Raw genomic sequence first — 26,403 nt, forward strand, 5'->3', positions numbered from 1 at the left:
TTTATGACTTTTTCCGCCTATACTCATAGCATCGAACAACGGAAGAGGCGATGAAGGACATGAAGGGAAAAGGGTCTCGAAATAAAGCTCCGCTGCAGAATAGCGGGAAGTTAAGCGCTTGGAGTTCATTTTGGCGCTTTCCGATCGTCTGGATGATTGCGGGGGCTGTCGGCATTCTTCTTATCGATGCGTTCTTCCGGCAGCTGACAGAGCGGGTAGAGGGGATAGCTTCCCTTATTCTTACGCTTATCATGGGATTCCTGGCCATCTTGGTCTATAAGCTCACGATGACCCGCCTGGCCCGGCGGTCCGCTCCGGAGATCTCCGGACAGCGCGCAGGGATGGAGGCTGTTCGGGGCATCCTGACCGGGACCGTCTTTATCGCAGGATCCGCCGTTATGATTACGGCGCTGGGAGGGTACTCCTTCCAGTGGGCGAGCTCCGCGGATACGAGTTCCGTTCTGGCATCCTCCCTTGGAGCAGCCTTAGGGGCGGCCATTGTCGAGGAGCTGATGTTCCGCGGACTTCTGTTCCAAGTCCTGGTTAAAATGGGGGGAAGCTCGCTAGCCCTTGCCGTGACCTCTCTCTTCTTCGGAGCGGCCCATCTTGGAAATCCGGGGGCAACATGGTGGAGCGCGTTCGCCATCGTCCTGGAAGCAGGCGTGCTGCTCGGAGCCGCTTTCTTGTGGCGGCGGAACTTGTGGTTCGCCATGGGACTGCATTTTGCCTGGAATGCCGTTGAAGGCTTGCTCGGCCTTCCTGTCTCCGGACACTCTGCTGCCGGTCTATTTACTGTCAAGGCGAACGGCGACGCGCTCCTCACAGGAGGCAGCTTTGGTCTCGAGGGCTCTATCGTTCCGGTCGTAGTCAGTCTTCTGATCTCCGTTCCGATGCTAATTGCGGCCGCAAGGAATCGAAGGGTTGAAGCCGGGAACGGAAATCTTCTCGTATCCAAGTAAACGGCAGGCAACTAACCGGCTGTCGATCACTTCCGCCGCGAGTAATGCCTGAGCCGCGCCTGCAAGTCATAAGGATGGACATAGAAGAGCCTTCAAGCGGCCGCTTGAGGGCTCTTCCGCGCTGAGTCGTTCAACTGGCATTGCGTCTCTAACTACGAGACGCCATTTTTTTATACCGCCCACTTGCCAATGGTCTATCCGGATGTTATATTGTTACCAGTGGTACATTACCAGTGGATTTTAAAACATTAACCTCTGGTAATATAAAAGGAATGGAGGCGTACGAATGTTTAACTTTGACGTAGAACGTTTTTTGAAGATCCAGAACGGCGCAGCTTCCCAGAAGGATGCCATCGACAAGGCGCTCGACGAGATCGAAGGCAAAGGCGGATTTAAAAATCTGTTCCTGATCGGCTCCGGCGGCGCGGGCATCCTGATGATGCCTGCCGAATACATCATGAAGACTCATTCGACGCTTCCGGTGTATCGGGAGGCGGCGGCCGACTTCTTGGCAATGAACCACAAGCACTTCGGTCCGGACTCGCTCGTCGTGATGGCTTCGCTGTCGGGAACAACGTCAGAGACGATCGAAGCGGCCAAGTTCGTTAAGGAGAAGGGAGCTGCGACGATCAGCTTCGTCGGCCATGGAGACAAGCCGCTTGCCCAAGCGACCGACTACACCTTCGTCAACTTCGCAGAGGACGATACTTCCTGCGAATCGTTCTTCATGCAATTTTACCTGCTTATCGCTCGCATCATGAACAAGCGCGGCGAGTTCCCGCAATACGAAGCTTTCGCAAATTCGATAGCCAAGCTGCCGGAAGGCTTGTTAAAAGTAAAGGAGCAGGTCGAAGACCGGGCGAAGGCTTGGGCCGACAAGCACAAGGACACGCCGTACCATCTCCTCGTAGGATCGGGCACTTCCTGGGGCGAGACGTTCTACTACGCGATGTGCATACTTGAAGAAATGCAGTGGATTAAGACGAAAGCCGTCAGCGCCAACGATTTCTTCCACGGTACGCTTGAGCTGGTCGAAAAAGGCGTCAGCGTTATCCTCTTCAAGGGCGAGGACGAGACGCGTCCAATGATGGAGCGCGTCGAACGGTTCGCCGTTCAGTATACGGACGAGCTCACAGTGTTCGACTCGAAGGAATTCGAGCTGCCCGGCGTGGACGCGGAGTTCCGCGGCTGGTTCTCTCCGATCGTGTTCGCAACGCTGCTGGAACGCGTCAGCGCCCATCTCGAGCACGTGCGCAACCACCCGCTGACGACGAGAAGGTACTATAGAAGGATTCAATACTAATCAGCCGGACGGCCCGTCCGTTCTATCCGATCGCAGGTTAATCAGAAGTGAGGCTCGGCCTCCTTCCGGTTAACCTTTCTTTACATCAAACGAAAGGCGGGGAAACCTTTTGATTAAAGCCCTTGTATTCGACTTCGACGGACTGATCATCGATACCGAGACGGCCTGGTACCGCAGCTATCTGCAGGCGATGGAAGAAGAAGGCCTGACGTTCCCGCTCGAACTGTTCTGCAGATGCGTCGGCACCCATGACGACGAGCTCATTGCCTACATCGCCGAGCAAGCGGGCAGCGACGAACGCCTCGCGAGGATTAGAACCAACGCCGCATTGCTGCACGAAGACATGATGCGCGAGACCGACGCGCGAGAAGGTGTTCGCAGCTTCCTGGAGGATGCTCGCGCCGCGGGTCTTGGCATCGGTCTTGCGACCAGCTCGAACCGCGCGTGGATCGACCGTTTCCTGGGACGGCTCGGCCTGCTGCCATACTTCGATGTCATTCTGACGAAGGACGACGTGACGGAGATCAAGCCCGACCCCGAACTCTACCTCCGGGCGACGGCAGCGCTAGGCGTCCGGCCTTCGGAAGCCGTCGCGTTCGAAGACTCTGTGAACGGAGCGAAGGCGGCCAAGGCGGCGGGACTTCAGTGCATTATCGTGCCGAACGCCGTCACGGAGCGTCTCGTCTTCGAGAACTACGAACTGCGGATCGCCTCGATGGGCGACTACAAACTGGCGAATCTGCTATCCGAGCTAACAAAGCTCGTAGAGGGTGCCGGCGGCCGCGCTTTCGGCAGCGGTCCGGCCTGACCTGGCTTTTCCCTGCCTCGGACTATAGCCCCCTGTAACGTGAGAAGCACCCCGTCCCTCATGGGACGGGGCCTTCGCCGTGCCGTGATTACTTCAGGGATTCTTGGCCGACCAACGGCAGCGACCCTCCGCCGCTGTGCGAATCCTCGCGGAAGACGGATCCGAACGAATCGACGACTTCCGGATTGCGCCGTTTGATCCCGCTCAGGTACAGGTACCCGCCGATGATCCAGGCGATGAGAATGTACGGCGCGAGATTGTTAGGGAAGTCCGGAACCGGGTACAGACTGGAGTAAAGGGGGAGCAGGAGCAGAAGCATGCCGATGATCGGGAAGATCAGATGCTTCCATGGCGAGAACTCGCTCCTATGCTGCTTCAGATAGTAGCGGGGCAGCGCGAAGGTTACGATGCCGTATACGACGATCAGCCCGAGCGCCATAATGCTGCCCAGCAGGCCCCATACCGCCCAGCCGTCCTTCCAGAGTCCCACGCCGAGACCGAGGACCGCCGACAGGATCAGGTCGAATACGATTGCGTTGACCGGCGCGCCCTTCGAATTTGTCTTGCCAAGCGAGCGAGGCAGAATGCCTTCGCGCCCCAATGAGAAAATATTGCGTACGACCGAGGTTTGGCCGGCCACGGCATTGGCGAACACGCTGTTCAAGGCAGTCAGCGTGATGATCCATGCGAATTTGTCGCCCCAGAGCGAGCGGGCAATCGTATCGAACGGCGCATCATTGTTGGCAACGGCCGCCGGGTCGTTGAAGAAAATACTGACGACGTACGCGCCCAGCACGTAGAAGATGCCGATCATAATAACGGAGAGGATAATGGCGCGCGGTACCGTCCGACGGGCATCCTTCACCTCTTCTCCCAGGTTGGCGGCGGCCTCGAAGCCGGTGAAGGACAGAATGCCGAATACCATAGCCAAACCTACGGAGGAGAAGCCTCCCGAAGCGTTGGCGGGATTGAACGGCGCGAGCGAGGGCTCGGTGCCGCCGATGAAGACGCTAACGATAGCCGCGAGCACGATGGCAAGCTCCAGTACGAGAAAAATAATGGTCGTAATCGTCGAATGATTGACACCGAACATGGATAGCACGCTGACGACGATGGCGATCAGGATAAAGAAGGGAATCCAGGAGACGTGCACGTCGAACTGCCGTTCCAGGAATTCGGACAGCATCTCGCCGAAGCCTGCGTATGTTATAGGCGAGATCATCGCATAAGCGAGCAGCAAGGTCCAGCCTGCCATGAAGCCAGTCTTCGGACCGACGCCATGCGAGGCGAACGTGAAGGCGAAGCCTGCTCCATTGACTTTTTTAGAAAACTGAATTACGCTATTGGCGATAAAAAGGATGGCAATCAGGGAGATCAGGAACGAGAGAGGGAATGCGGCACCGGCCGCTTTGGCCGCGGGCGGCATGTTAAAAAAGATGCTGACGGCTGGCCCCATAAACGCTGCGGATACGGCAAGGGCACCCCAGAACGTGACGCTGTTTTTCTTTAACAAGTTGGTCTTTTGCGGATTTTCCATGTGAAGCCTCCTCATTCGTCTGTTCGGCCAGGACTTCGGCTGCCGGTGGCACGGCAACCGGGGTCCTGTTGCCGTCTATCACCAAGCTCCGAATCGGCTGCAAGCTTCGGCCGCCCATATACTGCCGGACAGCAGATGGTCCTCGATGGTTCTCCCGCTTCGCTTCAGGGAATCGAGAAAGCCCGATATGAACGCATCTCCGGCTCCCAGCGGATCGACGACCTCCGATGCGGACAGCAACGACGCCTGACTCACCTCCTTCTCGTCCCAGAACGCCGTGACGCCTCGCGCTCCTCTGGTGACGATGACATGCTTCGCGCCGAAGGTTGCGATATCGGCGGCTAAGCGACGAACTTCGTCGTCGGAAGCGGCGGATCCCCCAGATACGAACACATACGCAAGATGAGGCAGGATGCGCTCCCAGTACGCTCGGTCATGCTTGGCGTAGAAGGTGCTGATATCGCAGGAGAGCGGCTTGGACAGCGTTGCGAGTTGGTCCAGCAGTTCGATGGCCCCTCCCGTCAGCGAGAGATGGATCAACGTCGCATGCTCGCGCAGATACTCAAGCGTCTCGCCATCCAGGCTGACGTGCGAGCTGACGCCGTACTCCTCGCTGCGGATCACGTACTCGCCGTCGCCGACAAGCTCAATTTCCGTGATCCCCGTGGTTCCTTCTTTCCTCGCGATAAACTTCGTATTCATGCCCAACTTCTGAAGATCCGAGATCAAGGCTGTCCCCCGGTCGTCGGTGCCGACCGTTCCGATGTAGACGGCGGGCTGACCGTGCTTCTGCAGATTGGCTACGACATTAACGACATTGCCTCCGGCGAAGGACTTGTCGATGGGCGGCAGATAGTGGTCGATACAATTGTCGCCGATTCCGATAATCATGAGTCTCTACCTCCTGCGAGTCATTCTTTGAATTGTTCGAAAACTGAGACCGCTCTCAAATTTGGGTGAGGCGGGCCGCTCGAACGGCCTTTCATTGCATTGTGGATCGCGCGGCGTTGCATTCGTCAAGGCTTGAGCGCACGGACTGAGCCTCTCAGCTTCAGCAGGCTTGAAAGCCGTATATGCCGCTCTCCCTCGAGAGATCCGTTGATGCGACTCATCAGCAGGCTCGCCGCCGTCTCGCCGATCTCGTAGACAGGCTGCTCGATCGTCGAGATGGCAGGCTCCAGCAGCGACATCCAAGGCTCGTCGTCGTAAGTGACGAGGCCCATCTCGTCGCCAAGATGGATGCCGAGCTTGCGTGCGGCGATGACGACCGCCGTGCAGATGACGGCGTCGCCGGCGATGACGGCATCCGGCTTCGCCTCGCTGAGATAGTCAGCGATCGCAGGGACGATGTCGTCTAGCAGATGAGATGCCATGACATGCCTATCTATGAGTAAGCCGCGCTCGGCTGCGGCCTCGCTGGCGCCGGCAATACGTTCGTGCGTCGTCGAGATATGCGGCAGGTTGAGAAGAAGGGACAGCCTCCGGTATCCCGCATCGATCAGCGCGGCGGTCGCCCGATAGGCAGAATCGTAGTTATCGGTCGTGACCCAGCCGTCTCCGGCCATCTCATTAGCTGGCATCCGGTCGACCGAGACGACCGGCACGGTACTCTCCGTCAAGCCTTTAAGTCCGTCCGACGGCGCAACCACGATGCCTTCAACCTGCTCGGACAGCATGTCCTGCAGCAGGAGAAGCTCCTGTTCCGCATTCTCCCCGCTGATGCCAAGGGTGACCGTGTAGCCGGCGTTATGGCACACCCGCTCGACGCCCCGATAGAGTCTGGCGAAGTACGCATTCTCAATATCCGGTAGGATAACGCCGATCTTGAAACTCCGTCTGCTGGCCAGGCTCTTGGCCAGCTTGTTCGGCTTGTAGCCGAGCTCTTCCGCCGCCTGCAGCACCCTGGCCCTGGCCTTGGACCGGCTGCCCGAATAGCCTCCCAGAATACGCGCCGCGGTCGCCCGCGATACACCGGCTCGCACCGCTACGCTCTCCAACGTGATCTTGATATTCGTCCCCCCCTTTGGGCCGTCTCGGTTTAAGACCGCTCTCAGTTTTGAGTTGCCTTGATCATAAGACAGATTTTCGACGATGTCAAAAAGTTTTTTTTCGTGAAAACGATTGCAATGTAATGTTATCTAACATGGTCGATTTTTGAGAATGATCCATTGCTTTATTTACCTATGGGTGATATTTTATAACCATAGGTAATTACCACAGGTAACATCAACATAAACGTTGAAGGGGCGAACTTATCCATGAAAAAAATCGGTGTACTCACCAGCGGCGGAGATTCCCCCGGCATGAACGCAGCCATACGGGCTATCGTCCGCAAGGGCATCTCGATGAATATCGAAGTATACGGCATCTACCATGGCTACACAGGTCTCATCGAGGGAACGATCCGACAGCTTGACCTCGGGAGCGTCGGCGACATCATCCACCGCGGCGGCACGATACTCCGCACAAGCCGCTCAGATGCGTTCAAGACCGAGGAAGGACGCCAGGCTGCGCTGGCCCAGCTTCGCAAGTTCGGTATTGAAGGTCTCGTCGTCATTGGAGGAGACGGGTCCAGCCGAGGCGCACAGAAGCTGTTCGAGCTCGGCATCTCCACCGTGACCATTCCCGGCACGATCGACAACGATATTCCCGGCACCGAGATGACGCTCGGATTCGATACCGCAGTGAACACCGTCATCGAGGCAATCGACAAGATCCGCGACACGGCCGCTTCGCATGACCGTATCTCCGTCATCGAAGTGATGGGGAGGCACAGCGGCAATATCGCGGTATGGGCGGGACTGGCAGGAGGCGCGGAGTCGATCGTCATCCCCGAAGTCGACTTCAATATCGAAGAGATCACGGACAAGCTGGAGGAGACGAACAAGCGGGGCAAGAAGCATAGTACGATCATCGTTGCCGAAGGCGTATGCAGCGGAGCGAAGGTGGTCGAGATGATCAAGGAGAGGACCGGGTTGGATACTCGCGTCACCGTGCTGGGGCATATGCAGCGCGGTGGATCGCCGTCAGCGACCGACCGTTTGCTGGGGAGCAGGTGGGGGGCCAAAGCCGTCGAGCTGCTGGCCTCGGGCGAGCCCGTCGGCAAAATGCTGGGATTGCGGGCCAACCGGCTCGTCGCGAACGGATTCGACTTGCTGCATAGCGAGAAGCCGGCCGTTAATCTGGAGCTGTATGAGCTGAGCAATAGCATCTCTATCTAAGCGATTGAGAAACGCGAGCTTATCCATTACACTAGGGGGGATAGAACTGTCAACCAAGGAGGCGGTAGGCATCAAAGAGCATCCGAAGCTCGTACCGGGCAGCCCAATGCCCCTCTATTATCAGTTAAAGCAGCTGATCATGGAGAAGCTAAAGGAGCTGCCGCCGCTGTCGCCGATCCCTTCCGAACGGGAGCTGTGCGACACGTTCGGCGTGAGCCGGCCTACTGTCCGGCGGGCGCTGGAGGAGCTGGAGAACGACGGAGAGCTCGTCCGGCTGCCCGGCAAGGGCACCTTTGTAGCGGAGAAAAAATATGTAGACCACGCTATGCAGTGGTCGATCGGCTTTTATGAGGATGCCAGCATGCAGAACAAGGCGCCGACGACCAAGGTGCTGCAACAGACGATCGTCCCGGCGACGGCGGAGATCGCCAAGCGGCTAGCGGTTCAGCAGGATTCCGAAGTGTTCGTCCTGGAGCGTCTGCGGTTCGTGGACGGCGAGCCGATCTGCCTCGTCACCTCTTATCTTCCTTATGCCTTGTGCACCGATCTGCCCAAGGCGAACTTCGCCGAGCAATCGTTGTATGCCTTCCTTAAGGAATATGGCATCGCGATCCACAGGGCGAAGCGCTCGATTGAGGTCAAGCAGGCGAACGTCACCGAAGCCGCTTATCTAAGCATCGAGAAGGACAGTCCGATCGTCCTGTTCCAGAGCCTGGGCTTTATGAAGGACGGCACGCCGTTCGAATACGTGCGTTCCCGGTATCCGGCGTATAAGGCCCGGTTCGAGAACGAGGTGTTCCAGCCCGCCGTGGAGTCCGAACTGCCCTGAATGCGGGATATGGACAAATGTTATCCGCACACGGATGCCCACCGGTAGAGACGCGCTTGCGCGCCGTCGCCGGAGGGCATTTTTGCGTGCCCCTATCGCATTGCCTAGGTTGATTGTTCACTGACACTCGCTCTGACGAGTTAACCCGGGCTCACATGGGCGCGGGCATAGAGATGTTTCTGGAAGATGACTCCAAGTGCCTTGAGCTATTGGAGATAAAAATAAAATGTTGAAGCTGCGCTGTCATTGGTTGATGGGATAACGGCCAGCTTCACTAATCGAAAAAGTGGTAAGCGGTAAAGTCATTCGCATGACATGTATGTAAAGTAGAACGCGAATTTCAATATCCGTTCATAGACTCTGCAGAAATCTTCCCGCACTCGTTGAATAGCGCAAATCTTTGGAAACAACTGTTCAAGGCTGTTTGCAATTGCGTTGTTTGCTTCACACCGTTCTCGTACCAGATGTTTTTAACGACGAGCGTTCCCGTTTTTCGCTCCACGATTATCTCGGCTCGTCCGATGAAGCTCTCTCCATATAATAGAGGCAGCACGTAATAGCCGAATTTCCGTTTGCTTGCAGGCGTGTAAATCTCCCAGGTGTAATCGAAGCCAAACAAGTCGTTGATCAGTTTCCGGTCCCATATGAAATTATCCAGAGGGGCAATAAGCTCGCAACGCCATTTCGGCTCCTGATTTTGCAGAACGGCTTCCATAAGCGGTAAATCCTCCGCGAGGCAGTACAGCATATCCTTTATTTGTTCCACGGCAACGGCAACAATGCGAGCTTCGTGCAATAGCTGGCGGAAAACCTCGTTGCGCTGCGCTGCCTTCAACCCCCATATATTCAGCCATGCATCCGACGCACGATTCCATAAGAGACCGACAGAGCCGATTCGACGCAGTACCCGCCACTTATGATGCTCAAGCTCATCCTCCAGCGGCTCTGCTGCATTCAGAAGATCTGGCTGTATGTGCTTCTCGGCTATGTCGTAGTATTTACGCGTTCCTTTTTTATGATGGATAATCAACTCGCCCGTCGAATACATCTGTTCCAGCACCGATCGAGATGAATTGGTTCCCCCGCTCCAGTGGATGGCCGAATGCCAAGAGAAATTTCCCTCCAATTTAAAATCATCCGAACTTAGCGCACCGTGATTTTGAATATGAGTCCGCACTTGCGCTGTCAACGCTTCCATGTCTGGATAGCGTTCAGCATGTCTTCGGGCCGCTTGCCTGTATCGCTCGAAATACGGCCAGTCCTCGACAGGGATAATGGCCAGGTTCTTGTCGGGATAATCGACCAGTCTTCTATCCTCATACAGCAGCTCGGCGAGCATTCCCTTGGTAAATCCCTGTATTCGCGACTGCAGCACCAATTCGGCGTTTTTCCCGCAGACGTCGATGGGGTCGTATTGAATGCAGCCGACCTGCCGAACAAAGTCCAATACGCCCTGCTTCTCACTGAATTTATATTCGCCCACAAGTCCATGCTTCAACAACAGAAATTGCCTTGCCTGGCGGTTCGTTAATTGGATCATCTTCACACCTGCCTTCATTCGCGTCTCTTTTATCATATAGAGCATCTGCTCTTATAGATGACTCAACTTCTCCGGATTGGCGACAGTATAGATCGCTTCGATCTTCTGATCTCGATAGGCAAATGAATAAACATATTTGATTTCTCCATCCAAACGAATGAGGATTCCGGGGAGCCCATTGACCGTAAGGTACGAGAACGTAATTTTACCCGCATGCATTTTAATCACACTTTGATGCAACTTCAGCACTTGCTCGAACCCGACAACAGGCACTTGCGCCGCTCTTACTTTGCCTCCGCCGTCCGAGTAGAGCACGACATTCTCACTAACCAGTTCAAGAAGCTTCGTCGTATTCCCTTGCAGCAGCGAGTTCACAAACTCTTTAATCTTCTCCTCCGCGATCGACACCGACGGCGGTTGTTGGTCCGGGTCGAAATGGATGCTTTTTTTGGCGCGGTGGAAAATTTGCCGGCAATTGGCCGTGCTTTTCCCGACGATATCGGCAATCTCTTCAAACGAATAATGAAAAATCTCCCGAAGCAGGAAAACCGCCCTTTCCGTCGCGCTCAGTTGCTGCAGAAGCAGAAGATAAGCCGTGGAAATCGATTCGGACCGCAAATACTTATGGGACGGATCGTTGTCCGAAGCCCCTTTTTCAATAAGGGGCTCCGGAAGCCATGGACCGACGTACATCTCCCGTTTTTTGGCCGACGAGCGCAGAAGATCCAGACAACGGTTCGTTACGACTTTGTATAGAAATGCCCTTTCGTTGCGGATGGTCCCGGCGTCCGACCGCCTATCGTAGCTCAAGAAAGCGTCTTGTACGATATCTTCCGCGTCCATAACGCTGCCGAGCATTCGATAGGCTAACGAAAACAGCTCCGTTTTATAACGTTTATATAATTCCTCTGTGTTCATAGAAGACATTCCTCTCCTTACCCTCAAGGGAGAGCATGTGTCGGACGGCTCTCTTGGCGCTTGCCGTCGCGGCGTCGACCAATACTTCACCGTGCGACGCCCATTCTCCTGCTACATATAATCCTTGTATCTCCGGGACAGCGGGTCCGGGATTCTCAAGACGTTTCATATGCGCAAAGTCGTGACAAACCGTCATTCTAGGAAGGTATTGCTTGACGACCAATTCTTCCCGCCATCCCGGCTGCATCAAATCCAGCACGCCTTCCAGTTCGCGCAAATCCTTCTCCGGATCGGCGTCTTTCCCTTGGTACTTAATGAGCGAGATGACTTGCGCGCCATCGTCGCTTAGATAAGCCGCACGCGAATAATTGCTAAACAGCACGGTCTGGTCAATCCCGTAAGCAAATTGTTGTTTGGGCTTGGGAAGTCGTTTCAAGGCCACATCCAGACAAGCCGCCGTGACCTCAATCGCTTGTTCTTTCCAGGTATGAAGGGCGGTTTGCTTGGCGAAGGGCACCAACTCATATGCGATAGCAGGCGATGTGGCAAGGATAACATGGCGCGTATCGATTCTCGTTCCGTCTTCACAGAGAACCTGCCGCACGGTCCCGTCACGGGTATCGATGGACGAGACTTTGATATTGGTTACCAACCGCACGCCCAGGTCGGACGCCTTCTTCCGCAATTCCTCGATCAATTCGCCCCAGCCGCGATCCAGGTACAACGCGCCTTTAAGGGCATTCTGCAGCTGTCTCAATACAGGACCGGCGGCTGGCAAATCCGGCCCGGCCACATAACTGGCGGCACGAAGCAACGAATAGAAGATATTGCGCACCATGGGATCTCGCAGATTCCCTTCGACCCATTCGCGGATGCTGATCCGGTCGAAGGGACGAGTATCCGCTTTGGAAAGCTTCATCAGACACGAAGCGAACTCCATCTTTCCTTTCCAAGACAACAGCGGGGTCGTAAACAGGGACTTCGCATCCGAAGGCAAGGCGCTTAATTTCCCTTTCCAAATGCCATAAGCGAAGGCCGAGGGTTTCTTTCCTTGCAAGGTCAATCCGAGTTCATGGAAAGTCGCGTACGCATCTCCCTTATACAGGGAATGCGCGCCCAGATTGAAGTAAGCTCCCTTCTTCTTGTTGGAGACGGCCCGGCCGCCTAAGCGATTCTGTTTTTCAATGACGATCGTTCGCTTCCCGGCTTTGGCGGCGTATATAGCCGCTGTCAAACCCGCAATTCCTCCGCCAACCACGACCACATCAACCTTTTGCATTTGCATCGCTCATCATCCCTTCGGAATTTTACCTGTATGACGGGGAAGGGATGGGAGGTGTGACAGATACGCAAAAAAAAGGTTTAAGGGAAATTTCCTGGAGTACACTTAGAGGACACCCGGAATGGGTGCCCTCGATCCTAATTCGTCGTATCGGCAAGTTTATCTATGGAATAGCGATGTTTAAGCAGCGTGATCGAATGAGGAGGAAATCCATACCCTCCATCCGAGTCGTACCGAGCATCCGTCTTTGCCATGCGCGTTACCTGGTCAGCGATATCAAAGCCGTTAACCGTCTCCCACGACGGGCAATTCAATTCGATCGCCTCGCAGATCTCCAAGCCTTCCGTTCCGACGAATGACACCTTCGCGCTCACAGACTGTTCCGGGTGGCGGTTGACAACGGCAACGACAACCTCGCCTTTCTCATCATGGTAGGTAGCCGATACATCCAGGCAAGCGCTAGCGGTCGGTTGTCCATCTCCGTCCAATAGCATCATGGATTCCGCTTCGCACGACAGCTTCCAATTCCCGCTGTGTTCCCGGTACAGCTGCAACGGGTGATAGATCGTTTGACAGAACGAACCGTTCTCGTTCGTGAAGATCGGCGCCAGAATGTTGACCAGCTGCGCGAAAGTCGCCATCGTCACCGCATGGCTCTGCCGCTGCATCACGTTCAGCATACTAGCGACGAGCAGCGCCTCCTTCCAGTTGAAGACGGCCTCCATATCCGCAACGTAATCGTCCGAACTCTGGTTCTGCCAGATGCCCCATTCATCAAGCGCGATCTGAATTTTCCGCTGTCTTGGCGGGAATCGATACCAGCGATCGAAGGACTCCACCCTTGCGGGGTAACGATCGAGAAGCTTCTTGGTATCGACGATTATGTTCTCCATTGCGACCGCATGATTGAACACGCTGGCGTAGTCCTCGTTCTCCGAGCGGGCATAATAATGCAGCGACAGGTAATCGCATATCGGATGAAGCTCATCCAGAATCGCCTTGTTCCACTCCGGCTTCTCCCCTACCATGACGAGCTTAATCGAACGGTCGGCCAACTTCATCTGCTTGGCGAACTCCCAAGAGGCTTTAATGTATTCATGCGGATCATGAAGGAAGCCGATATCAGGGACCGCAGCCTCCTCGTTGCCAAGTCCCCAGTACTTGACGTTATGCGGCTCCTCGAAGCCATGGCTTCTGCGCAGATTCGCATAGTACGTGTCGTCCGTTCCGTTGCAATATTCCACCCAATTCGCCGCTTCTTCGGCTGTTCCCGTCGCCATGTTGACGATGATGAAGGGTTCGGCCCCGATCTCCCGGCAATATTGAATGAATTCGTTGGTCCCGAATGCGTGATCGATGACCCCGCCCCAGATCCGATTGCTCTGGCGCTTGCGCTCCTCCTTCGCTCCAACGCCGTCCATCCAGTGGTACAACTTCACCATCGTGCCGCCGGGGAATCTCAGAATCGGAGGCTGCAGCCCCTTGACTTTCTCCCGCACATCTTGACGAAATCCATTAGGATCGGACAACGGAGAACCGGGGTAATAGATCCCTTGATCGATGCACCTTCCAAGAAACTCGATAAACTGTCCGTATATAAAAGGATGGACTAAATTCTGCTTCTTCGTAACGTCTACGTTAATTCGAGCTTGCATCCAACGAACACACTCCTAGTCGTATTAACTGCGACGGAGACTTAAGCGTTGCTCTTCTTCCACTCCTCGAACTGGCGTTTATATTCGGCAACGACCTTATCCAGGCCCGCGGCCTTCATCCTCTTGAGGGCTTCGGGGAACGCCTTGTCATAGTCGATCAATCCGAGTTTGATCGGATAGATGCTCGTCTTAAGCTCCGTCAGACAATTCGAATATTCTACCCCGACCTTGCTCGCGTCGAAGTTAAAGCCTACCGTGACGCTGTTGATCGCGTCCTCCACGACCGTCGTCTTGGTTCTCACATACGTCGGATGGGTCTCCGGAGTCCAGCGCCCCATCTTGATGTTCCCCAGCATCCAGTATTGCAGCTGATAAGCAGGGGCGTTTTTGTCGTCCTTTTTCAGCACCTCCATCTTGTTGGGCCCATCGTCCTTCCAATGGACATCCTGGATGCCGTACATGACGAGATCGAAGTTCTCCTGCTTGCTGTACAGCCAGTTCAGGAACTCGATGGCCGCTTCGGGATGCTTGCTGGTCGCGGACACCCCATTGGAGTTGCGAACGCCGTAAGAACGGAACTTCGGCTTGTCATTCAGATAGAAGGTGTCTACGGAAGCTCCCGGGACTTTATTGGCCAAGTCGCCGATAAGCGCCTCGGCTTCGCGGTATAGGAATCTACCGTTGGATTCCTCCTTCGATTCCAACTCCTTCGGGACGGTGAGAATATCCGGATTGATTAACTGACGGGTATAGGCTTCCCGGAAAAACCGAGCGTCCTTTTTGAATTCATCCGTCTCGATCCAAGGCTTCACGTTGCCTTGTTGATCCACGTAGATCAAATCTTGGAACACTGTAAACGGATACGTGTCGTAAGCCGTGTGCAGGTAAGCCGGGGTCTCTTCCTTCAGCACTCGAATGTACACGTCTTTGTTGTCTTCGGGCCAATTTTTCTTCAGTGTTTCCGCCATCGAGAGTAATTCCTCGGGCGATCTCGGCGGCTGCAGATTGTTTTGTTTCAGCAGGTCGGTGCGAATGGTGATCATCCCGTCCGCATAGGCGGTGTCGGTCCAGAAGTCCGGCACGAAGTACGTCTCGCCATGAATCTTCGCGGCATCCCAAACCCAATCGGGAAGCGACTTTTTCAAGTCGGCGCCGTATTGATTCAGCAGATCGTCAATGGGGATGATACCGCCATTGCTTGCGAGGATATTCGGCCCCTTCAAGTCGTGCATAATATGGATCAGCTCGAACTCTTCGCCCGTCGACATCATTAAATTCGTCTTCTGATCCCATACGTCCCACGGGATATAGATGGCTTGGTACGTCAGAGGAAGTCCGTCCTGCTCCAGCTTCTTATTAATGGCCTCCTCCACCATAGCCTGATCCTGCGGCGCGGTGCCCGGCATGACATAACGAACGGGCAACTTGTCTCCGTTGGCGCCGCCGCTATCGGCGCTAGCCGTGGACGACGGCTTCGCTCCTCCCTCGGAAGCATTGCCCTCGCTCTTCGAATTCGAACAGGCCGCAAGCGCGGACGTCGCGAGCGCAGCTCCAAGCAGCAGCGCCAGCGGACGTCTGTAGCTATATTTCTTTTCGACCATACGAGCCCCTCTCCTTTATTCGCGTTTTGAAGTACAGGCCCATAATAGGGCTGCACCCGGAAGAACGTAAACTACGAAATCCGGAGATTGCTTCGATTCAAGGGCTTTTGCCGGCTGCGATTCGGAGCGCGATTTCAATTATTCGGGAATATCGGCTTTCTCTTCAGGCGATTTCAAACGGTTGGCAAGCGCTTCCGAACGGTACTGGGCCGGCGATAGGCCATACTTCTTTTTGAATATCGTGTAGAAGTAGGTCGTGTTAAAGATGCCGATCCGTTCGCTAATCGTATTGGCCGAGTCGTCCGTCTCCAGCAACAGTTCCTTCGCCTTTTCCAGCCTTACGTTTTTTAAGTAATCATTGAAAGACGATTGGCTTTGGGCCTTAAATATTTTCCCAAGATGGCCCGGCGTCAATTGAACCCGATCGGCGATGAAGTCCAGCGACAGATCCGGCTTCGAATAATTTTGCTCGATATACGCTTTGATTTCTTCGATAATCTCCCCATGTCTGCCTTTCGAATGGGCTCGGATTGCCTCGGAGACGGCTGTACAAATCCGCTTCAACTCGGAGATGATTTCTTCCAATGTCTCATACAGCGTCAAGCTTGTAGCCATCTCCATGAGTCCGTTGGCTTCGCTCTTGCAGGCGGGTACGATGGCCAAGCTCCTGTACATCGATATAACCAATTGATTCAGGCACAGCAGCGCCTGATCATAAGGAAGCTCGGATACGTAGACCGCCAATGCATCGATCTCTTTAGCGGCGATGTCGTCGCGAGAAGCCCGAATCGATTCCACCAGTACCTTCTCTATCGCGGAGGGGTAGCGAAGCTCCTCTGGCGATTCTTCGTCGTCTTCGCTATAGAAGATTCTGCCCGCTCCGGCGAAGAACCGGTTTAGAAGCGCCTCCTTGGCCTTCTCGTAAGAATCGCGAATCTCGATGTCCGTATTTACGATAGGACCAATCCCGATGGATACCGTGATTTTGAAGTACTCCTCGACATGCCGCTGAACGTCCTGCAGCCGCGCCTGCAGCGCAGTCGGAAGGATAGGAGAATCCAGCCTTCCGAGTACTCCCACCTCGTCCGCAGCGACAACGATAGCCTCCATTCCCGTCAATTCCTGGGCTATGTTGCAGATAGCGAATCGAATGAGCGATTGCGTTTGCTCCGAGTGTATATGGCTGAACGCGGCGAAGCGATCGATCCTGAGAACGATCGCGACGAAGTCGGGGCCCTTAAGCGGCTCCAGGTAACGATTCGCAAAGTCGACCTGGCTTCCTTTAAAGTAATTCAGCAGATGGCTCTTCTTGGCGATCTGCAAGGCCGGGCCCATGGAGGCAATTTGATCTGAGATGTCTTGGAACGCTTCGCCGAGCAGGGAATACTCGTTGACTTGCCGGCGCGCTCCATCCCCTCCGACCGCATAGGTTGAGTTCAGCTTGCGCAGCAGCTTGTCGAGCGGGTCGTACATATGGTTTGTCAGCCAGATTGCCGCCGCGACTCCGGCCAGAAACATCGCTAATGCAATGGACAGCACAATGGAACGGAGCCGCCCAAGATTCGACAGCAGGTCTTTGTAACGGTTTATGCTGACGAATGACCAGTTCAGCTCTTCGGATTTGACATAGCTGACCAGATACTTCTCGTGATCAATGACTACGGCGTAGCTCCCGCTTGTCTCTTCGGAAGCCAGCATCCGGCTCAGATAAGCTTCGCTGCCGACGTTCACGAGCGGCGATTCGCTGTCGCTCTGCATCAGGATGGAGCCGGCATCGTCGGCAAGGACAATAAAGTCCGCACGATTGCTTCGCATCTGCTGAACAAGCTCTTGGATGTAGCTCTCGTTCATATTGATGACGATGGCTCCCTTTCTGGGCAGGTAAGAGTTGAACCCGGGTTTGAGCACGAAGGTGAACACCTGTTCGCCCGCGCCTGTGACCGGATCCTCGAACGTTCGCGGATATAGGCTGCTATAGGCGGTCTCGGAAGATTCCGGGATTTGATCCAGAAGCTCCGCCTCGGCTTGGCGGCTGACCCCCTTATTGTTCATATAACGTTCGGTGTAACCATTATAGATGCCGATGAAATTCAGAAACGGGTAGCCTGCCTGCACATCCGTCAGGGCACGAACGACGCGATACTCCTGCAGACGGTCGATCTCCGGATTGAACATCCCCGTTACGATGTCGGGATTGTTCAGCAGATGGTTGCCGATCTCGTACACTTGCTGGTTGACGATGTTCGCCACATAGCTTGTCTGACGGAGCATCGACTGAGAGATGCCGGCGACCTCCTTCACCGAGTTGGCGGAGAAAAACATGTAGAGAGCCGCGCAGACGACTCCGATCGTGACGGAGAGCAGCAAGAAAAAACTGAGGAACAGCTTGCGATAGGTTGCATAAAGAAATAGTTTCTTGCGAATCTGCATCGAGATTCCCCCGGTATGCAAACAGTACTTTTCGTCTCAACATTGTAGCAAGGAACCAGCACGCTTCATACCTCAATCGCCGGAATTCGAAGGGAATTTAAAAAAGCGAAATCGCAAGGATCGGAAAAGTGTTGGGGGAGCCATAAATCAAAGTTTAATCCGAAATGGCGCTGAGCTAGTTTAGATATAGAGTCTTGCTCTTAAGCCAATCCGGAGGAGAGGAATCACGTATGAACCGGGGTCACCTTCAACGTCCAGTCAGGGAAATAAGAAGAAATTACGTCGCTTACTCGCTCGCTTTGCCCGCCGTTCTCTATACGTTTATTTTCGGCTACCTGACGCTGCCTTACATCCTGATCTCCTTCCAGAAGTTCAACTACAAGCTGGGGATTTGGAAGTCGCCGTTTGTCGGCTTGGATAACTTCGAATTCTTCTTCTTGTCCGATCGCGCCTGGCAAGTGACCTTCAATACGATTCGTTTTGAACTTCCTATTTATTGTCGTCGGCACGGCAGCCGCCTTATTGCTCGCTATCTTGTTCACCGAATTAAGGGGCCGACGCTTCTCCCGAATCATGCAATCCACCATCCTGTTTCCCCATTTCTTGTCCTGGGTCATCATCAGCTACGTGCTTTACGGCTTCTTCGCCTCTAATTACGGACTGCTTAATCAGACTCTGGATTGGTTAGGCCTTCCCCAGAAGAACTGGTATTCCGAACCGAATTATTGGGTGCCGATTCTCGTCGCCGTGAACGTCTGGAAGGAGGTCGGCATCTCGCTCGTCATCTATCTGGCGGCGATTGCCGGTATCGACTCTTCCTTATACGAGGCGGCGACCATGGATGGCGCCAACCGTCGGCAGCAGATCCGCTACATCACGTTGCCGTTGCTTATGCCTACGGTGATTATTCTATCCTTGCTGGCGCTAGGCAAGATCATGTACGGCAGCTTCGACATGATTTACGCCATCATTAAGGATAACGGCTTGTTGTATCCGACCGTCGACGTCATCGATACGTATGTATTCCGCGCTTTGCGAACGATCGGCAACCCGGCTCAGGCGATGGCCGTAGGGCTCTACCAGTCCGTTGTCGGCTTCATTCTCGTGTTCGGAGTCAACATGATCGTCCGCAAGGTCAGTCCGGATAATTCCCTGTTCTGAACGAGGAAGGAGTCTATATGCGAACCTATAAGCTGTTCGATGTCGCCAACAAGACGTTTATTGCCCTATTAGCCTTCGTCTGCACATTGCCTCTGCTGCTCGTGCTCATGGTGTCGATATCCGATGAGCGCTCCATTCAGAGTCAAGGCTATAGCTTCTTCCCCGCACAGTTGTCGTTCGACGCCTACCGCCTGCTCTTCTCAGGCAGCTCTCCGTTATTGCAAAGCTATATCGTCTCCATCACCGTCACTGCGCTGGGGACGCTGCTTGCGGTAACGATCACCTCAATGGCCGGGTATACGCTGGCGGCGAGGCATGTTCGTTACCGCAACGGTCTAGCCATGTTTTTCTTCGTGACCATGGTATTCAACACGGGGCTGGTCCCTTGGTATATGATGAGCACCAAGCTTGGTCTCCAGAACAATATATGGGCGTTAATTATTCCTTCGCTTGTGTTCAACCCGTTCAACCTATTCCTGGTCCGGAACTACATGAAGCAGATTCCCGAATCGCTGATCGAAGCGGCCAAGATCGACGGAGCGAACGACGCGTTTATCGCCTTTAAAATCTTCTTCCCTCTCAGCCTGCCCGTACTGGCCACCATTACGCTGTTTTATGGGATTGGCTACTGGAACAACTGGTTTAACGCTATCATGCTCGTCGATCGCCCGAACCTGTACCCGTTGCAATACTTGCTATTCAAACTCAATTCGGAGATCAGCATGATTCAGCAGATGCAATCCTCTTCAAGCTCGATGTCGACGTCGCAGCTTCCGACCGAATCCATCAAGATGGCGACTGCGATCGTCACCATCGGTCCGATCGTTCTGTTCTATCCATTCCTTCAACGCTACTTCATTAAAGGCTTGTTAATCGGGTCCGTTAAGGAATAGCTTGCTGGAGTACAACGAACCAGCCACCATTAAGAACGTCTAGACAGCAAGCACCCGCCAGATAACAAACGTATATGATGGAATACGGACATTCGCATATGGTTTGAATATATGGGGGGAAGATATGGAAATCGCCACCTTTGAGCAATTAAAGAACGCTATAGAAAACGCCAATGACGGCGATGTTTTAACTCTTATCGTCCTAAACGACCTCCTGTTCGCCAGCTCTGTGGTAATCAGCAGAAGCCTGACCATCCATCTTACAAATGGCAGCGGCGCCAATGAGGTTGTCCTTTCGTTTGCAGCGGGAGGGAATTTCCGTCACTTCTCGACCAATCCCAACGGAACGACCGCTCTTGCAGACGTTCCTAATCTAATCATGACCATAGGCGAAGGCATTGTTCTCAATGGAAATAATACTTCCGGCGGCATCGGCTTTAATAGCTCGGGCGGACAATTGATTCTGGACGGCTGCTCTATCATCAACTGCGTAAGAAGCGGGTCTGGCGTCGCGGGCAACGGCGGCGGCCTATGGGTTGGAGGCCATACCGCCATATGTACGCTAAGCATGCAGGATGTTCTCATTGCGAACTGTTCGGCCATTAACGGCGGCGGCGTATTCGTGAACGACAACGCTGTCTGTACGATGAACAATGGAGAGATCTCCGGCAATACGGCCATCCAAGACAACTCAAATGGCGGTGGCGTGTATGTGTTCAGCGCTGCCAATTCCTTCACTATGAACGGCGGCACCATCAAGAACAATACGGCCTCGAACGGCGGCGGCGTGTTTAACTTGAACGGGATCTTCACGATGTCCGGCAATGCCGCAATAGTGGGTAATACGGGCTCAAACAGCGCCGGCACGGCTGGTAACGGCGGCGGCGTATACAACCTTGGCGGCCATTTCACCATGAACGACGGTGCGATCAGCGGCAATACGACCGCCAGAATCGGAGGCGGCGTTCGCAACCATGGAGCGGGCGCTGTCTTCGATATGCTTGGAGGCGAAATTTCCGGCAACGCCTCCGTCGGCGACGCCGGCGGCGGCGTGACCAATATTAGCGGCGCGACTTTCAACCTATATGGCGGGAAAATATCAGGAAATACCTCAGCCGTATTTAGCGGCGGCGGCATCAATAACCAGGCATCTACGTTGGTGATGACTGGCGGCGAGATTTCCGGCAATACAGCCTCCAGCGGCGGCGGCGTATTGAACTGGAGCAACGCCCGGTTTACGATGGAGGGCGGCATCATCTCCGACAATAAAACGTTTGCCGCCGAGGGCAGGGGCGGCGGCGTATTCAACTTCGGTCCCGCGACCTTCACCATGAGCGGCGGCATCATCTCCGGCCATACGACGGCCAGCTACGGCGGCGGTATAAACAATTCAGGCGCCGATGCCATTGTCGCCATCGCAGGCGGAACGATCTCCAATAATACGGCCATTGTCGACGGCGGGGGAGTTTGGATCGATCATGGGAGTCTGGCTAATCTTGTTGTAGAGCCCGGTGCGATATTTTCTAACAACAGCGCCTCTCGAGCATTTAGCCGCAACCCTATCGACGACGAGCTCTACTTTACTCATAGCTTCGGAACCCGATGGACTTCGCCCTTTACGCAAGGCTATAACAATTATGACATTTCCTATATCAACGGGACGCCCTTTTCCTTGCCGGCAGTTGCAATAGCTAACGCGGATTAAGGAGGTTATCCATGTCATTAACCGTCGCTCAACGGCGCTTCGTTCCGCATCACTACGATAAACTCCCTTTAACTTTTGTAGAAAATGCAGGTCAGGTTCGTCCGGAGATACGGTATCTAGCCAACCGGCCTGGGTACGGAGTCGGCTTCCGTCCGGACGAGGCTCAATTTGTGTTCGCTCGGGGAGCTCGCGGTGAGCAAGAAGGACTGTCGCTGTCCTTGCAGTTTCTCGGTGCGAACGCCGCCGCAAAGATGGAGGGCCGACACCGTAATCAGGAGAAAGTCAATTTCTTGATCGGGCAGGATCCGGCGAAGTGGCATACCAAGCTCCCTACCTATCAAGAGGTTGTCTACCGCGAGCTGTGGCCGGGAGTCGATCTGATTTTCCATGGAGAGGGCGGGAAGCTCAAATACGACGTCGTTGTTCAGCCCGGCGCCGGGCTGGACGCCGTTCGATTCGCCTACCGCGGAGCGGATCGACTGTCCTTGGACGAGCAAGGGAATCTCTTGATCCATACGGCCTTCGGCGTCTTGACCGAAGAGCGACCTGTAAGCTATCAAGAAGCGGATAACAAGAAGGTACCGGTGGAATGCCGCTTTGTTATAAAGCAAACCGAACCGGATGAGTGTATTTACGGATTCGAGGTCGGAGACGGTTATGATGCCGGCAATAGGTTGGTCATCGATCCGTCGCTTCTCTATTCCAGCTATCTTGGCGGCAGCGGGACGGAGACCGGGTTTGCCATCGCGGTCGACGGTTCGGGCAACTCCTACGTGACGGGACAAACCGTATCCGCGAATTTCCCGCTTACTCCCGGCGCGTTCCAGACTGGAGCTGCCGGATCTTCGGACGCCTTCGTGACCAAAGTGAACGCCGAAGGCACTGCCCTTGAATTTTCGACTTTCATTGGCGGCAGCAGTCTGGATCTCGGCGCCGGCATCGCGGTCGACGATTCAGGTCACGCCTACGTGACGGGGCAAACGACCTCCGCTAATTTTCCGGTTACTTCCGGCGCCTTTCAGCCCGAGATTGGCGGCAGCCGGGACGGCTTCGTAATCAAATTGAGCTCCGACGGCTCCGCGCTCCTCTATTCCACTTATCTTGGCGGAAGTTCGGTAGATAACGGCAACGCGATCGCGGTCGACGGTTCGGGCCATGCCTATGTGACGGGGACAACCAGCTCCACCGACTTTCCAACCACGCCCGGTGCCTTTCAAACCGCGGGAGGAGACAATCTCGGCGACATTTTCGTAACCAAATTGAGTGCCGACGGTTCCGCGCTTCTTTATTCCACTTACATTGCCGGCAATCACATTGATGAGGGTCTTGCCATCGCGATCGACGGATCGGGCAACGCCTATGTGGCGGGGGCTACGATTTCTTCGAATTTCCCGACGACCCCCGGGGCGTTCCAAATTGCGCTTCGCGGAACTCAGGACGGCTTCGTGACCAAATTGAATGCCGACGGCTCCGCGCTTGTATATTCCACTTTCCTTGGCGGCAGCGGGAATGATGACGGGGAAGGCATCGCCGTTGACGAATTCGGCAGCGCCTACGTTACAGGGAAGACGACTTCGACCGATTTTCCGGTTACGGGGGGCGCATTCCAAACCGCGTTCGGCGGCGGAACGTTCGACGCTTACGTAACCAAATTGAGTCCCGACGGCTCCGCGCTTGTGTATTCCACCTACCTTGGCGGCAGCGGAACGGATACCGGAGTCGGTATCGGATTGTCGGGCGGCAGAGCTTATGTAGCGGGGATTACCGGCTCCGGCAATTTCCCCGTAACGCCCGATGCTGTCCAGCCCTCGCTCGCTGGAGCCGAGGACGCTTTCCTGACGCAATTGAACGTCTCGGGATCTGCGCTTGACTTCTCGACCTTTATTGGCGGCAGTTCGAACGACTCCGGTTTTAGCCTCGCGGTCGACAGGTCGGGCAGCGCCTACATGACCGGGCAAACTTTCTCCTCGAATTATCCGGTAACCCCGGGCGCGTTCCAGCAGGCTTTGGCGGGAGGAGGCGATTCTTTCGTAACGAAGATCGGGAATACGGCTGAGATATTCGTGCGGAAGTTCTCGGATCGATTCGAAGTCCGGCCGGGGGAGACGGTGATCTTCTTTATCGAAGTCTTCAATCCAAGCGCCGTCACGCTCACGAACGTGTCGATCGACGACCCGCGGCTCGGCTTTTCCGTTGCGGTTCCGGAATGGGTTCCCGGAGAGGTCCGGATCTTCGAGGTCGTCTTCACCGTTCCTGCAGGAACGCCGCCGGGACTGCTGACCAATACCGTCGCCGTCGCCTCCGATCAAATCTCCGAACCCGTCACCGAAGAGTCCGAGATCCTCGTTACGGAGACGCCCGCGCTCTTGGCGACCAAGACCGTGAACCCGCCCGCCGCGGCGCCTGGGGAGACGGTCGTGTTCACGATCGCGATCCAGAATGTCGGCAATGTCGATCTGATCCACGTGCGGATGAACGACCCGCTCATCGGGCTGGAGGAGACGATCGGCGACATTCCTGTCGGAACGAGCGTCGTTATCGAGTGGCCGTTCGTTATCCCTTCGGACGCGCAGGCGGGACTGACGATTGCGAATACGGTGACGATCGTCGCCGACAATCTTCCCGCGCCGGAGGAGATAGGAACGGCGGTCGAGGTGCTGCCGGTTCCGAGGCTTAGCCTGACCAAAACGGCGGATCGAACCGTCGTGCCTCCGGGAGAGACGGTCGCGTTTACGATCACGGCTGCTAATACGGGAAATGCGGCGCTAACCAATATTTCGGTGACGGACGATCTCACCGGGTTCCGCACCGTGATTCCGCTGCTGGCGATCGGGCAGACGGAAGCGCTTCGGGTACCGTTCCTTGTTCCGCTAGAGATGCCGCCGCAGACGTTCACGAACACGGCAACGGCGGTCAGCAAGGAGACGGAGCCCGTATCCGCCAGCACGGAGGTGGTCGTGTCCGCCCGTCCATTGCTCGGGGTTAGCAAAGTGCCTGATTCGACTGCCGTTACGCCGGGCCAGACCTTCAACTACACCGTTACGCTCTCCAACCTCGGCAACGTGCCGCTGACCGGCATCCGGCTCGCCGATCCGCTGCTTGGATTCGACCAAACGATCGCGACTCTTGCGGTCGGGGAGACCCTTGAGATTGCGATCCCATTCGCCGTACCGGCGGGAGCGTCCATCGGGTCGGATATCGCCAACCTGCTCTCCGTCACCTCAACGGAGACCGTCACGCAGCAGGTGGAGTCGTTAGTGACGGTAGCAGGCGCAGGACTCGCGCTGAGCAAGCAGCCCGACCGGGCATTTGCCGCGCTGGGAGAGACGATTACGTTTACGCTGATCGTTACGAATCTATTGAATGTCCCCCAGACCCAAGTCGTGCTGAGCGATCCGCTGCTCGGCATCGGCGAGACGGTAGGAAGCCTCCCCGCGAACGGGACGATTACCCGAACGGCGCCGTTCACGATACCGGCGGGAGCGGCGAACGGCAGCGTCATTACGAACGCGTTCCGTGTCTCGTCCGATCAAACGCCGCTTCAGCAGACGACGGCCGAAGTCGTCGTACGGGAAGTACCGGGCGCACTGACGACGCTGACGGTGCTTAAGCTCCCGGACCGCAGCGTGGCGGCGCCCGGAGAGACGATCCGCTACACGGCCCAAGCGACGAACACCGGCAGCAACCCGGCGACGAGTGTCATCGTCAGCGATTCGCTGACCGGCACGCAGTCGACGATCCCGGTTATCGCGCCGGGCGAGACGGCTGCGGCGACATTCACGTTCACGGTTCCTGCAGATGCGGCGCAAGGTACCGTCATCGCCAACCGCGTTACCGTCGCGTGGCCGGAGCAGCCTCCTGGAACCTTGGCGCAAAGCGAAGCGCGCGTCACGGTCGCCGTACCCGCCGTGCTGCCGGGATTGGACGTTCAGGCTTCTTCGTCGACGGCGGATCCGGGAGACACGGTTGCCAAGACAATCAAGATTACGAATGTCGCGAACCGGACGCTTATGAACATCCGGGTCGCCGATTCGCTCCTTGGCTTCCGAACCGTCATCCCGTCGCTTGCGCCCGGGGCGCAGCGCGTATTTACGCTGCCGTTCACAATCCCGGCGGGGACGACCGGCGGAACGGCGTTCCGGAACGCCGTCGTCATTCTCTCCGACCAGACTCCGCAGCAGCAGGATACGGTCCTCATTCGCGCGGCGGCGTTGCCGGATGCCGAACTCATCCATACGGTGAATCGCCCAGAGGGGAGGCCAGGGGAAACGGTCATTTTTACCATTCAAGTGCGCAATACAGGAAACGTCGCCCTCCTGAACGCGATATTGACCGCCCCCCGGCTTAACATCCAATTGCGCATTGTCCGATTCGAAGTCGGGGCTGACGAGACGATTCGAGTGCCGTTCGTCCTGCCGGATGTGGAGGAGGACACCGTCATCACGAGTCTGGCAACGTTTGTCTCGGATAACGGGCCGACCAGACAGGCTCATGCATCCGTATTGGTGATCGCGGAGGAAGAGGAGTGACCGTGCTGGGAATAAGAAAAACGCCTGACGGC

Annotated in this window: 19 protein-coding genes; 9 read left to right on the top strand and 10 right to left on the bottom strand. The window is 55.5% G+C overall.

Annotated features, from left to right (window positions below; all coding sequences use genetic code 11):
• The first annotated feature begins 50 nt into the window (after nt 1-50).
• The 3 genes from H7B90_RS01635 to H7B90_RS01645 all read left to right on the top strand — a co-directional run bounded on the left by H7B90_RS01635 (nt 51) and on the right by H7B90_RS01645 (nt 3,070).
• Nucleotides 51-959, top strand: a complete 909-nt coding sequence (locus H7B90_RS01635; RefSeq protein ID WP_260410650.1) for a CPBP family intramembrane glutamic endopeptidase — start codon at nt 51-53, stop codon at nt 957-959.
• Nucleotides 960-1,245: 286 nt separating this feature from the next.
• Nucleotides 1,246-2,262 carry an SIS domain-containing protein gene (locus tag H7B90_RS01640; RefSeq protein WP_185134119.1) on the top strand — a complete coding sequence of 339 codons (1,017 nt, stop codon included), beginning with the start codon at nt 1,246-1,248 and terminating at the stop codon, nt 2,260-2,262.
• Between the two features lie 109 nt (nt 2,263-2,371).
• Nucleotides 2,372-3,070 (top strand): HAD family hydrolase, encoded by a 699-nt coding sequence (locus H7B90_RS01645; RefSeq protein ID WP_221481878.1) that lies wholly within the window; start codon nt 2,372-2,374, stop codon nt 3,068-3,070.
• An 88-nt stretch (nt 3,071-3,158) separates the two neighbouring features.
• Here H7B90_RS01645 and H7B90_RS01650 read toward each other — a convergent pair whose 3' ends face one another.
• From H7B90_RS01650 to H7B90_RS01660, 3 genes are all read right to left on the bottom strand, one after another.
• Nucleotides 3,159-4,622 (bottom strand): APC family permease, encoded by a 1,464-nt coding sequence (locus tag H7B90_RS01650; RefSeq protein WP_311772664.1) that lies wholly within the window; start codon nt 4,620-4,622, stop codon nt 3,159-3,161.
• A 63-nt stretch (nt 4,623-4,685) separates the two neighbouring features.
• The gene (locus tag H7B90_RS01655; protein ID WP_185134121.1) at nt 4,686-5,498 is read right to left on the bottom strand and encodes a PfkB family carbohydrate kinase; all 813 of its coding nucleotides are present in this window, start codon (nt 5,496-5,498) and stop codon (nt 4,686-4,688) included.
• A gap of 125 nt (nt 5,499-5,623) precedes the next feature.
• Entirely contained in the window at nt 5,624-6,604 is a 981-nt protein-coding gene (locus H7B90_RS01660; protein ID WP_260410651.1) for a LacI family DNA-binding transcriptional regulator, read from the bottom strand.
• 261 nt (nt 6,605-6,865) lie between these two features.
• Here H7B90_RS01660 and pfkA point away from each other — a divergent pair, with 261 nt between their 5' ends.
• Nucleotides 6,866-7,828, top strand: coding sequence for a 6-phosphofructokinase (gene pfkA, locus H7B90_RS01665; RefSeq protein WP_185134122.1), 963 nt, complete (start codon nt 6,866-6,868; stop codon nt 7,826-7,828).
• A 106-nt stretch (nt 7,829-7,934) separates the two neighbouring features.
• Entirely contained in the window at nt 7,935-8,657 is a 723-nt protein-coding gene (locus H7B90_RS01670; protein WP_260410652.1) for a GntR family transcriptional regulator, read from the top strand.
• Between the two features lie 340 nt (nt 8,658-8,997).
• Here H7B90_RS01670 and H7B90_RS01675 read toward each other — a convergent pair whose 3' ends face one another.
• From H7B90_RS01675 to H7B90_RS32670, 7 genes are all read right to left on the bottom strand, one after another.
• Nucleotides 8,998-10,197 (bottom strand): winged helix-turn-helix domain-containing protein, encoded by a 1,200-nt coding sequence (locus H7B90_RS01675; RefSeq protein ID WP_185134145.1) that lies wholly within the window; start codon nt 10,195-10,197, stop codon nt 8,998-9,000.
• A gap of 51 nt (nt 10,198-10,248) precedes the next feature.
• Nucleotides 10,249-11,115: an RNA polymerase sigma-70 factor gene (locus H7B90_RS01680; protein ID WP_185134124.1), complete on the bottom strand. Its 867-nt coding sequence runs from the start codon at nt 11,113-11,115 to the stop codon at nt 10,249-10,251.
• Nucleotides 11,093-12,400, bottom strand: a complete 1,308-nt coding sequence (locus H7B90_RS01685; protein ID WP_311772665.1) for a phytoene desaturase family protein — start codon at nt 12,398-12,400, stop codon at nt 11,093-11,095. The genes H7B90_RS01680 and H7B90_RS01685 overlap by 23 nt, the downstream gene beginning before the upstream one ends.
• A 134-nt stretch (nt 12,401-12,534) precedes the next feature.
• The gene (locus tag H7B90_RS33305) at nt 12,535-13,896 is read right to left on the bottom strand and encodes an alpha-L-arabinofuranosidase family protein (protein WP_185134125.1); all 1,362 of its coding nucleotides are present in this window, start codon (nt 13,894-13,896) and stop codon (nt 12,535-12,537) included.
• A 197-nt stretch (nt 13,897-14,093) separates the two neighbouring features.
• Complete coding sequence (locus H7B90_RS01695) at nt 14,094-15,653, bottom strand: extracellular solute-binding protein (protein ID WP_185134126.1); 1,560 nt, start codon at nt 15,651-15,653, stop codon at nt 14,094-14,096.
• A 138-nt stretch (nt 15,654-15,791) separates the two neighbouring features.
• The gene (locus H7B90_RS01700; RefSeq protein ID WP_185134127.1) at nt 15,792-18,083 is read right to left on the bottom strand and encodes a helix-turn-helix domain-containing protein; all 2,292 of its coding nucleotides are present in this window, start codon (nt 18,081-18,083) and stop codon (nt 15,792-15,794) included.
• Between the two features lie 224 nt (nt 18,084-18,307).
• The gene (locus H7B90_RS32670) at nt 18,308-18,658 is read right to left on the bottom strand and encodes a hypothetical protein (protein ID WP_260410653.1); all 351 of its coding nucleotides are present in this window, start codon (nt 18,656-18,658) and stop codon (nt 18,308-18,310) included.
• Between H7B90_RS32670 and H7B90_RS32675 the strand changes: the two genes are divergently transcribed.
• From H7B90_RS32675 to H7B90_RS01720, 4 genes are all read left to right on the top strand, one after another.
• Entirely contained in the window at nt 18,657-19,244 is a 588-nt protein-coding gene (locus tag H7B90_RS32675; RefSeq protein WP_260410654.1) for an ABC transporter permease subunit, read from the top strand. The two genes, H7B90_RS32670 and H7B90_RS32675, sit on opposite strands and share 2 nt — an antisense overlap.
• 17 nt (nt 19,245-19,261) lie before the next feature.
• Entirely contained in the window at nt 19,262-20,137 is an 876-nt protein-coding gene (locus H7B90_RS01710) for a carbohydrate ABC transporter permease (protein WP_185134128.1), read from the top strand.
• A gap of 124 nt (nt 20,138-20,261) precedes the next feature.
• On the top strand, nt 20,262-21,842 hold the full coding sequence (locus H7B90_RS01715; RefSeq protein WP_185134129.1) for an autotransporter outer membrane beta-barrel domain-containing protein: 1,581 nt from the start codon (nt 20,262-20,264) through the stop codon (nt 21,840-21,842).
• 11 nt (nt 21,843-21,853) lie between these two features.
• Nucleotides 21,854-26,371 carry a DUF7948 domain-containing protein gene (locus tag H7B90_RS01720; protein WP_446483090.1) on the top strand — a complete coding sequence of 1,506 codons (4,518 nt, stop codon included), beginning with the start codon at nt 21,854-21,856 and terminating at the stop codon, nt 26,369-26,371.
• Nucleotides 26,372-26,403 lie beyond the last annotated feature (32 nt).

The sequence above is a fragment of the Cohnella xylanilytica genome, from assembly GCF_014212175.1.
Classification (GTDB): domain Bacteria; phylum Bacillota; class Bacilli; order Paenibacillales; family Paenibacillaceae; genus Cohnella; species Cohnella xylanilytica.

Coding starts and splice junctions, on each gene's coding strand:
- H7B90_RS32670 (WP_260410653.1), bottom strand. CDS start 18,658: ATGATTCGGGAGAAGCGTCGGCCCCTTAATTCGGTGAACAAGATAGCG.
- H7B90_RS01685 (WP_311772665.1), bottom strand. CDS start 12,400: ATGCAAATGCAAAAGGTTGATGTGGTCGTGGTTGGCGGAGGAATTGCG.
- H7B90_RS01670 (WP_260410652.1), top strand. CDS start 7,935: ATGCCCCTCTATTATCAGTTAAAGCAGCTGATCATGGAGAAGCTAAAG.
- pfkA (WP_185134122.1), top strand. CDS start 6,866: ATGAAAAAAATCGGTGTACTCACCAGCGGCGGAGATTCCCCCGGCATG.
- H7B90_RS01655 (WP_185134121.1), bottom strand. CDS start 5,498: ATGATTATCGGAATCGGCGACAATTGTATCGACCACTATCTGCCGCCC.
- H7B90_RS01675 (WP_185134145.1), bottom strand. CDS start 10,197: ATGATCCAATTAACGAACCGCCAGGCAAGGCAATTTCTGTTGTTGAAG.
- H7B90_RS01720 (WP_446483090.1), top strand. CDS start 21,854: ATGTCATTAACCGTCGCTCAACGGCGCTTCGTTCCGCATCACTACGAT.
- H7B90_RS32675 (WP_260410654.1), top strand. CDS start 18,657: ATGCAATCCACCATCCTGTTTCCCCATTTCTTGTCCTGGGTCATCATC.
- H7B90_RS01695 (WP_185134126.1), bottom strand. CDS start 15,653: ATGGTCGAAAAGAAATATAGCTACAGACGTCCGCTGGCGCTGCTGCTT.
- H7B90_RS01635 (WP_260410650.1), top strand. CDS start 51: ATGAAGGACATGAAGGGAAAAGGGTCTCGAAATAAAGCTCCGCTGCAG.
- H7B90_RS01700 (WP_185134127.1), bottom strand. CDS start 18,083: ATGCAGATTCGCAAGAAACTATTTCTTTATGCAACCTATCGCAAGCTG.
- H7B90_RS01680 (WP_185134124.1), bottom strand. CDS start 11,115: ATGAACACAGAGGAATTATATAAACGTTATAAAACGGAGCTGTTTTCG.
- H7B90_RS01710 (WP_185134128.1), top strand. CDS start 19,262: ATGCGAACCTATAAGCTGTTCGATGTCGCCAACAAGACGTTTATTGCC.
- H7B90_RS01650 (WP_311772664.1), bottom strand. CDS start 4,622: ATGAGGAGGCTTCACATGGAAAATCCGCAAAAGACCAACTTGTTAAAG.
- H7B90_RS01640 (WP_185134119.1), top strand. CDS start 1,246: ATGTTTAACTTTGACGTAGAACGTTTTTTGAAGATCCAGAACGGCGCA.
- H7B90_RS01715 (WP_185134129.1), top strand. CDS start 20,262: ATGGAAATCGCCACCTTTGAGCAATTAAAGAACGCTATAGAAAACGCC.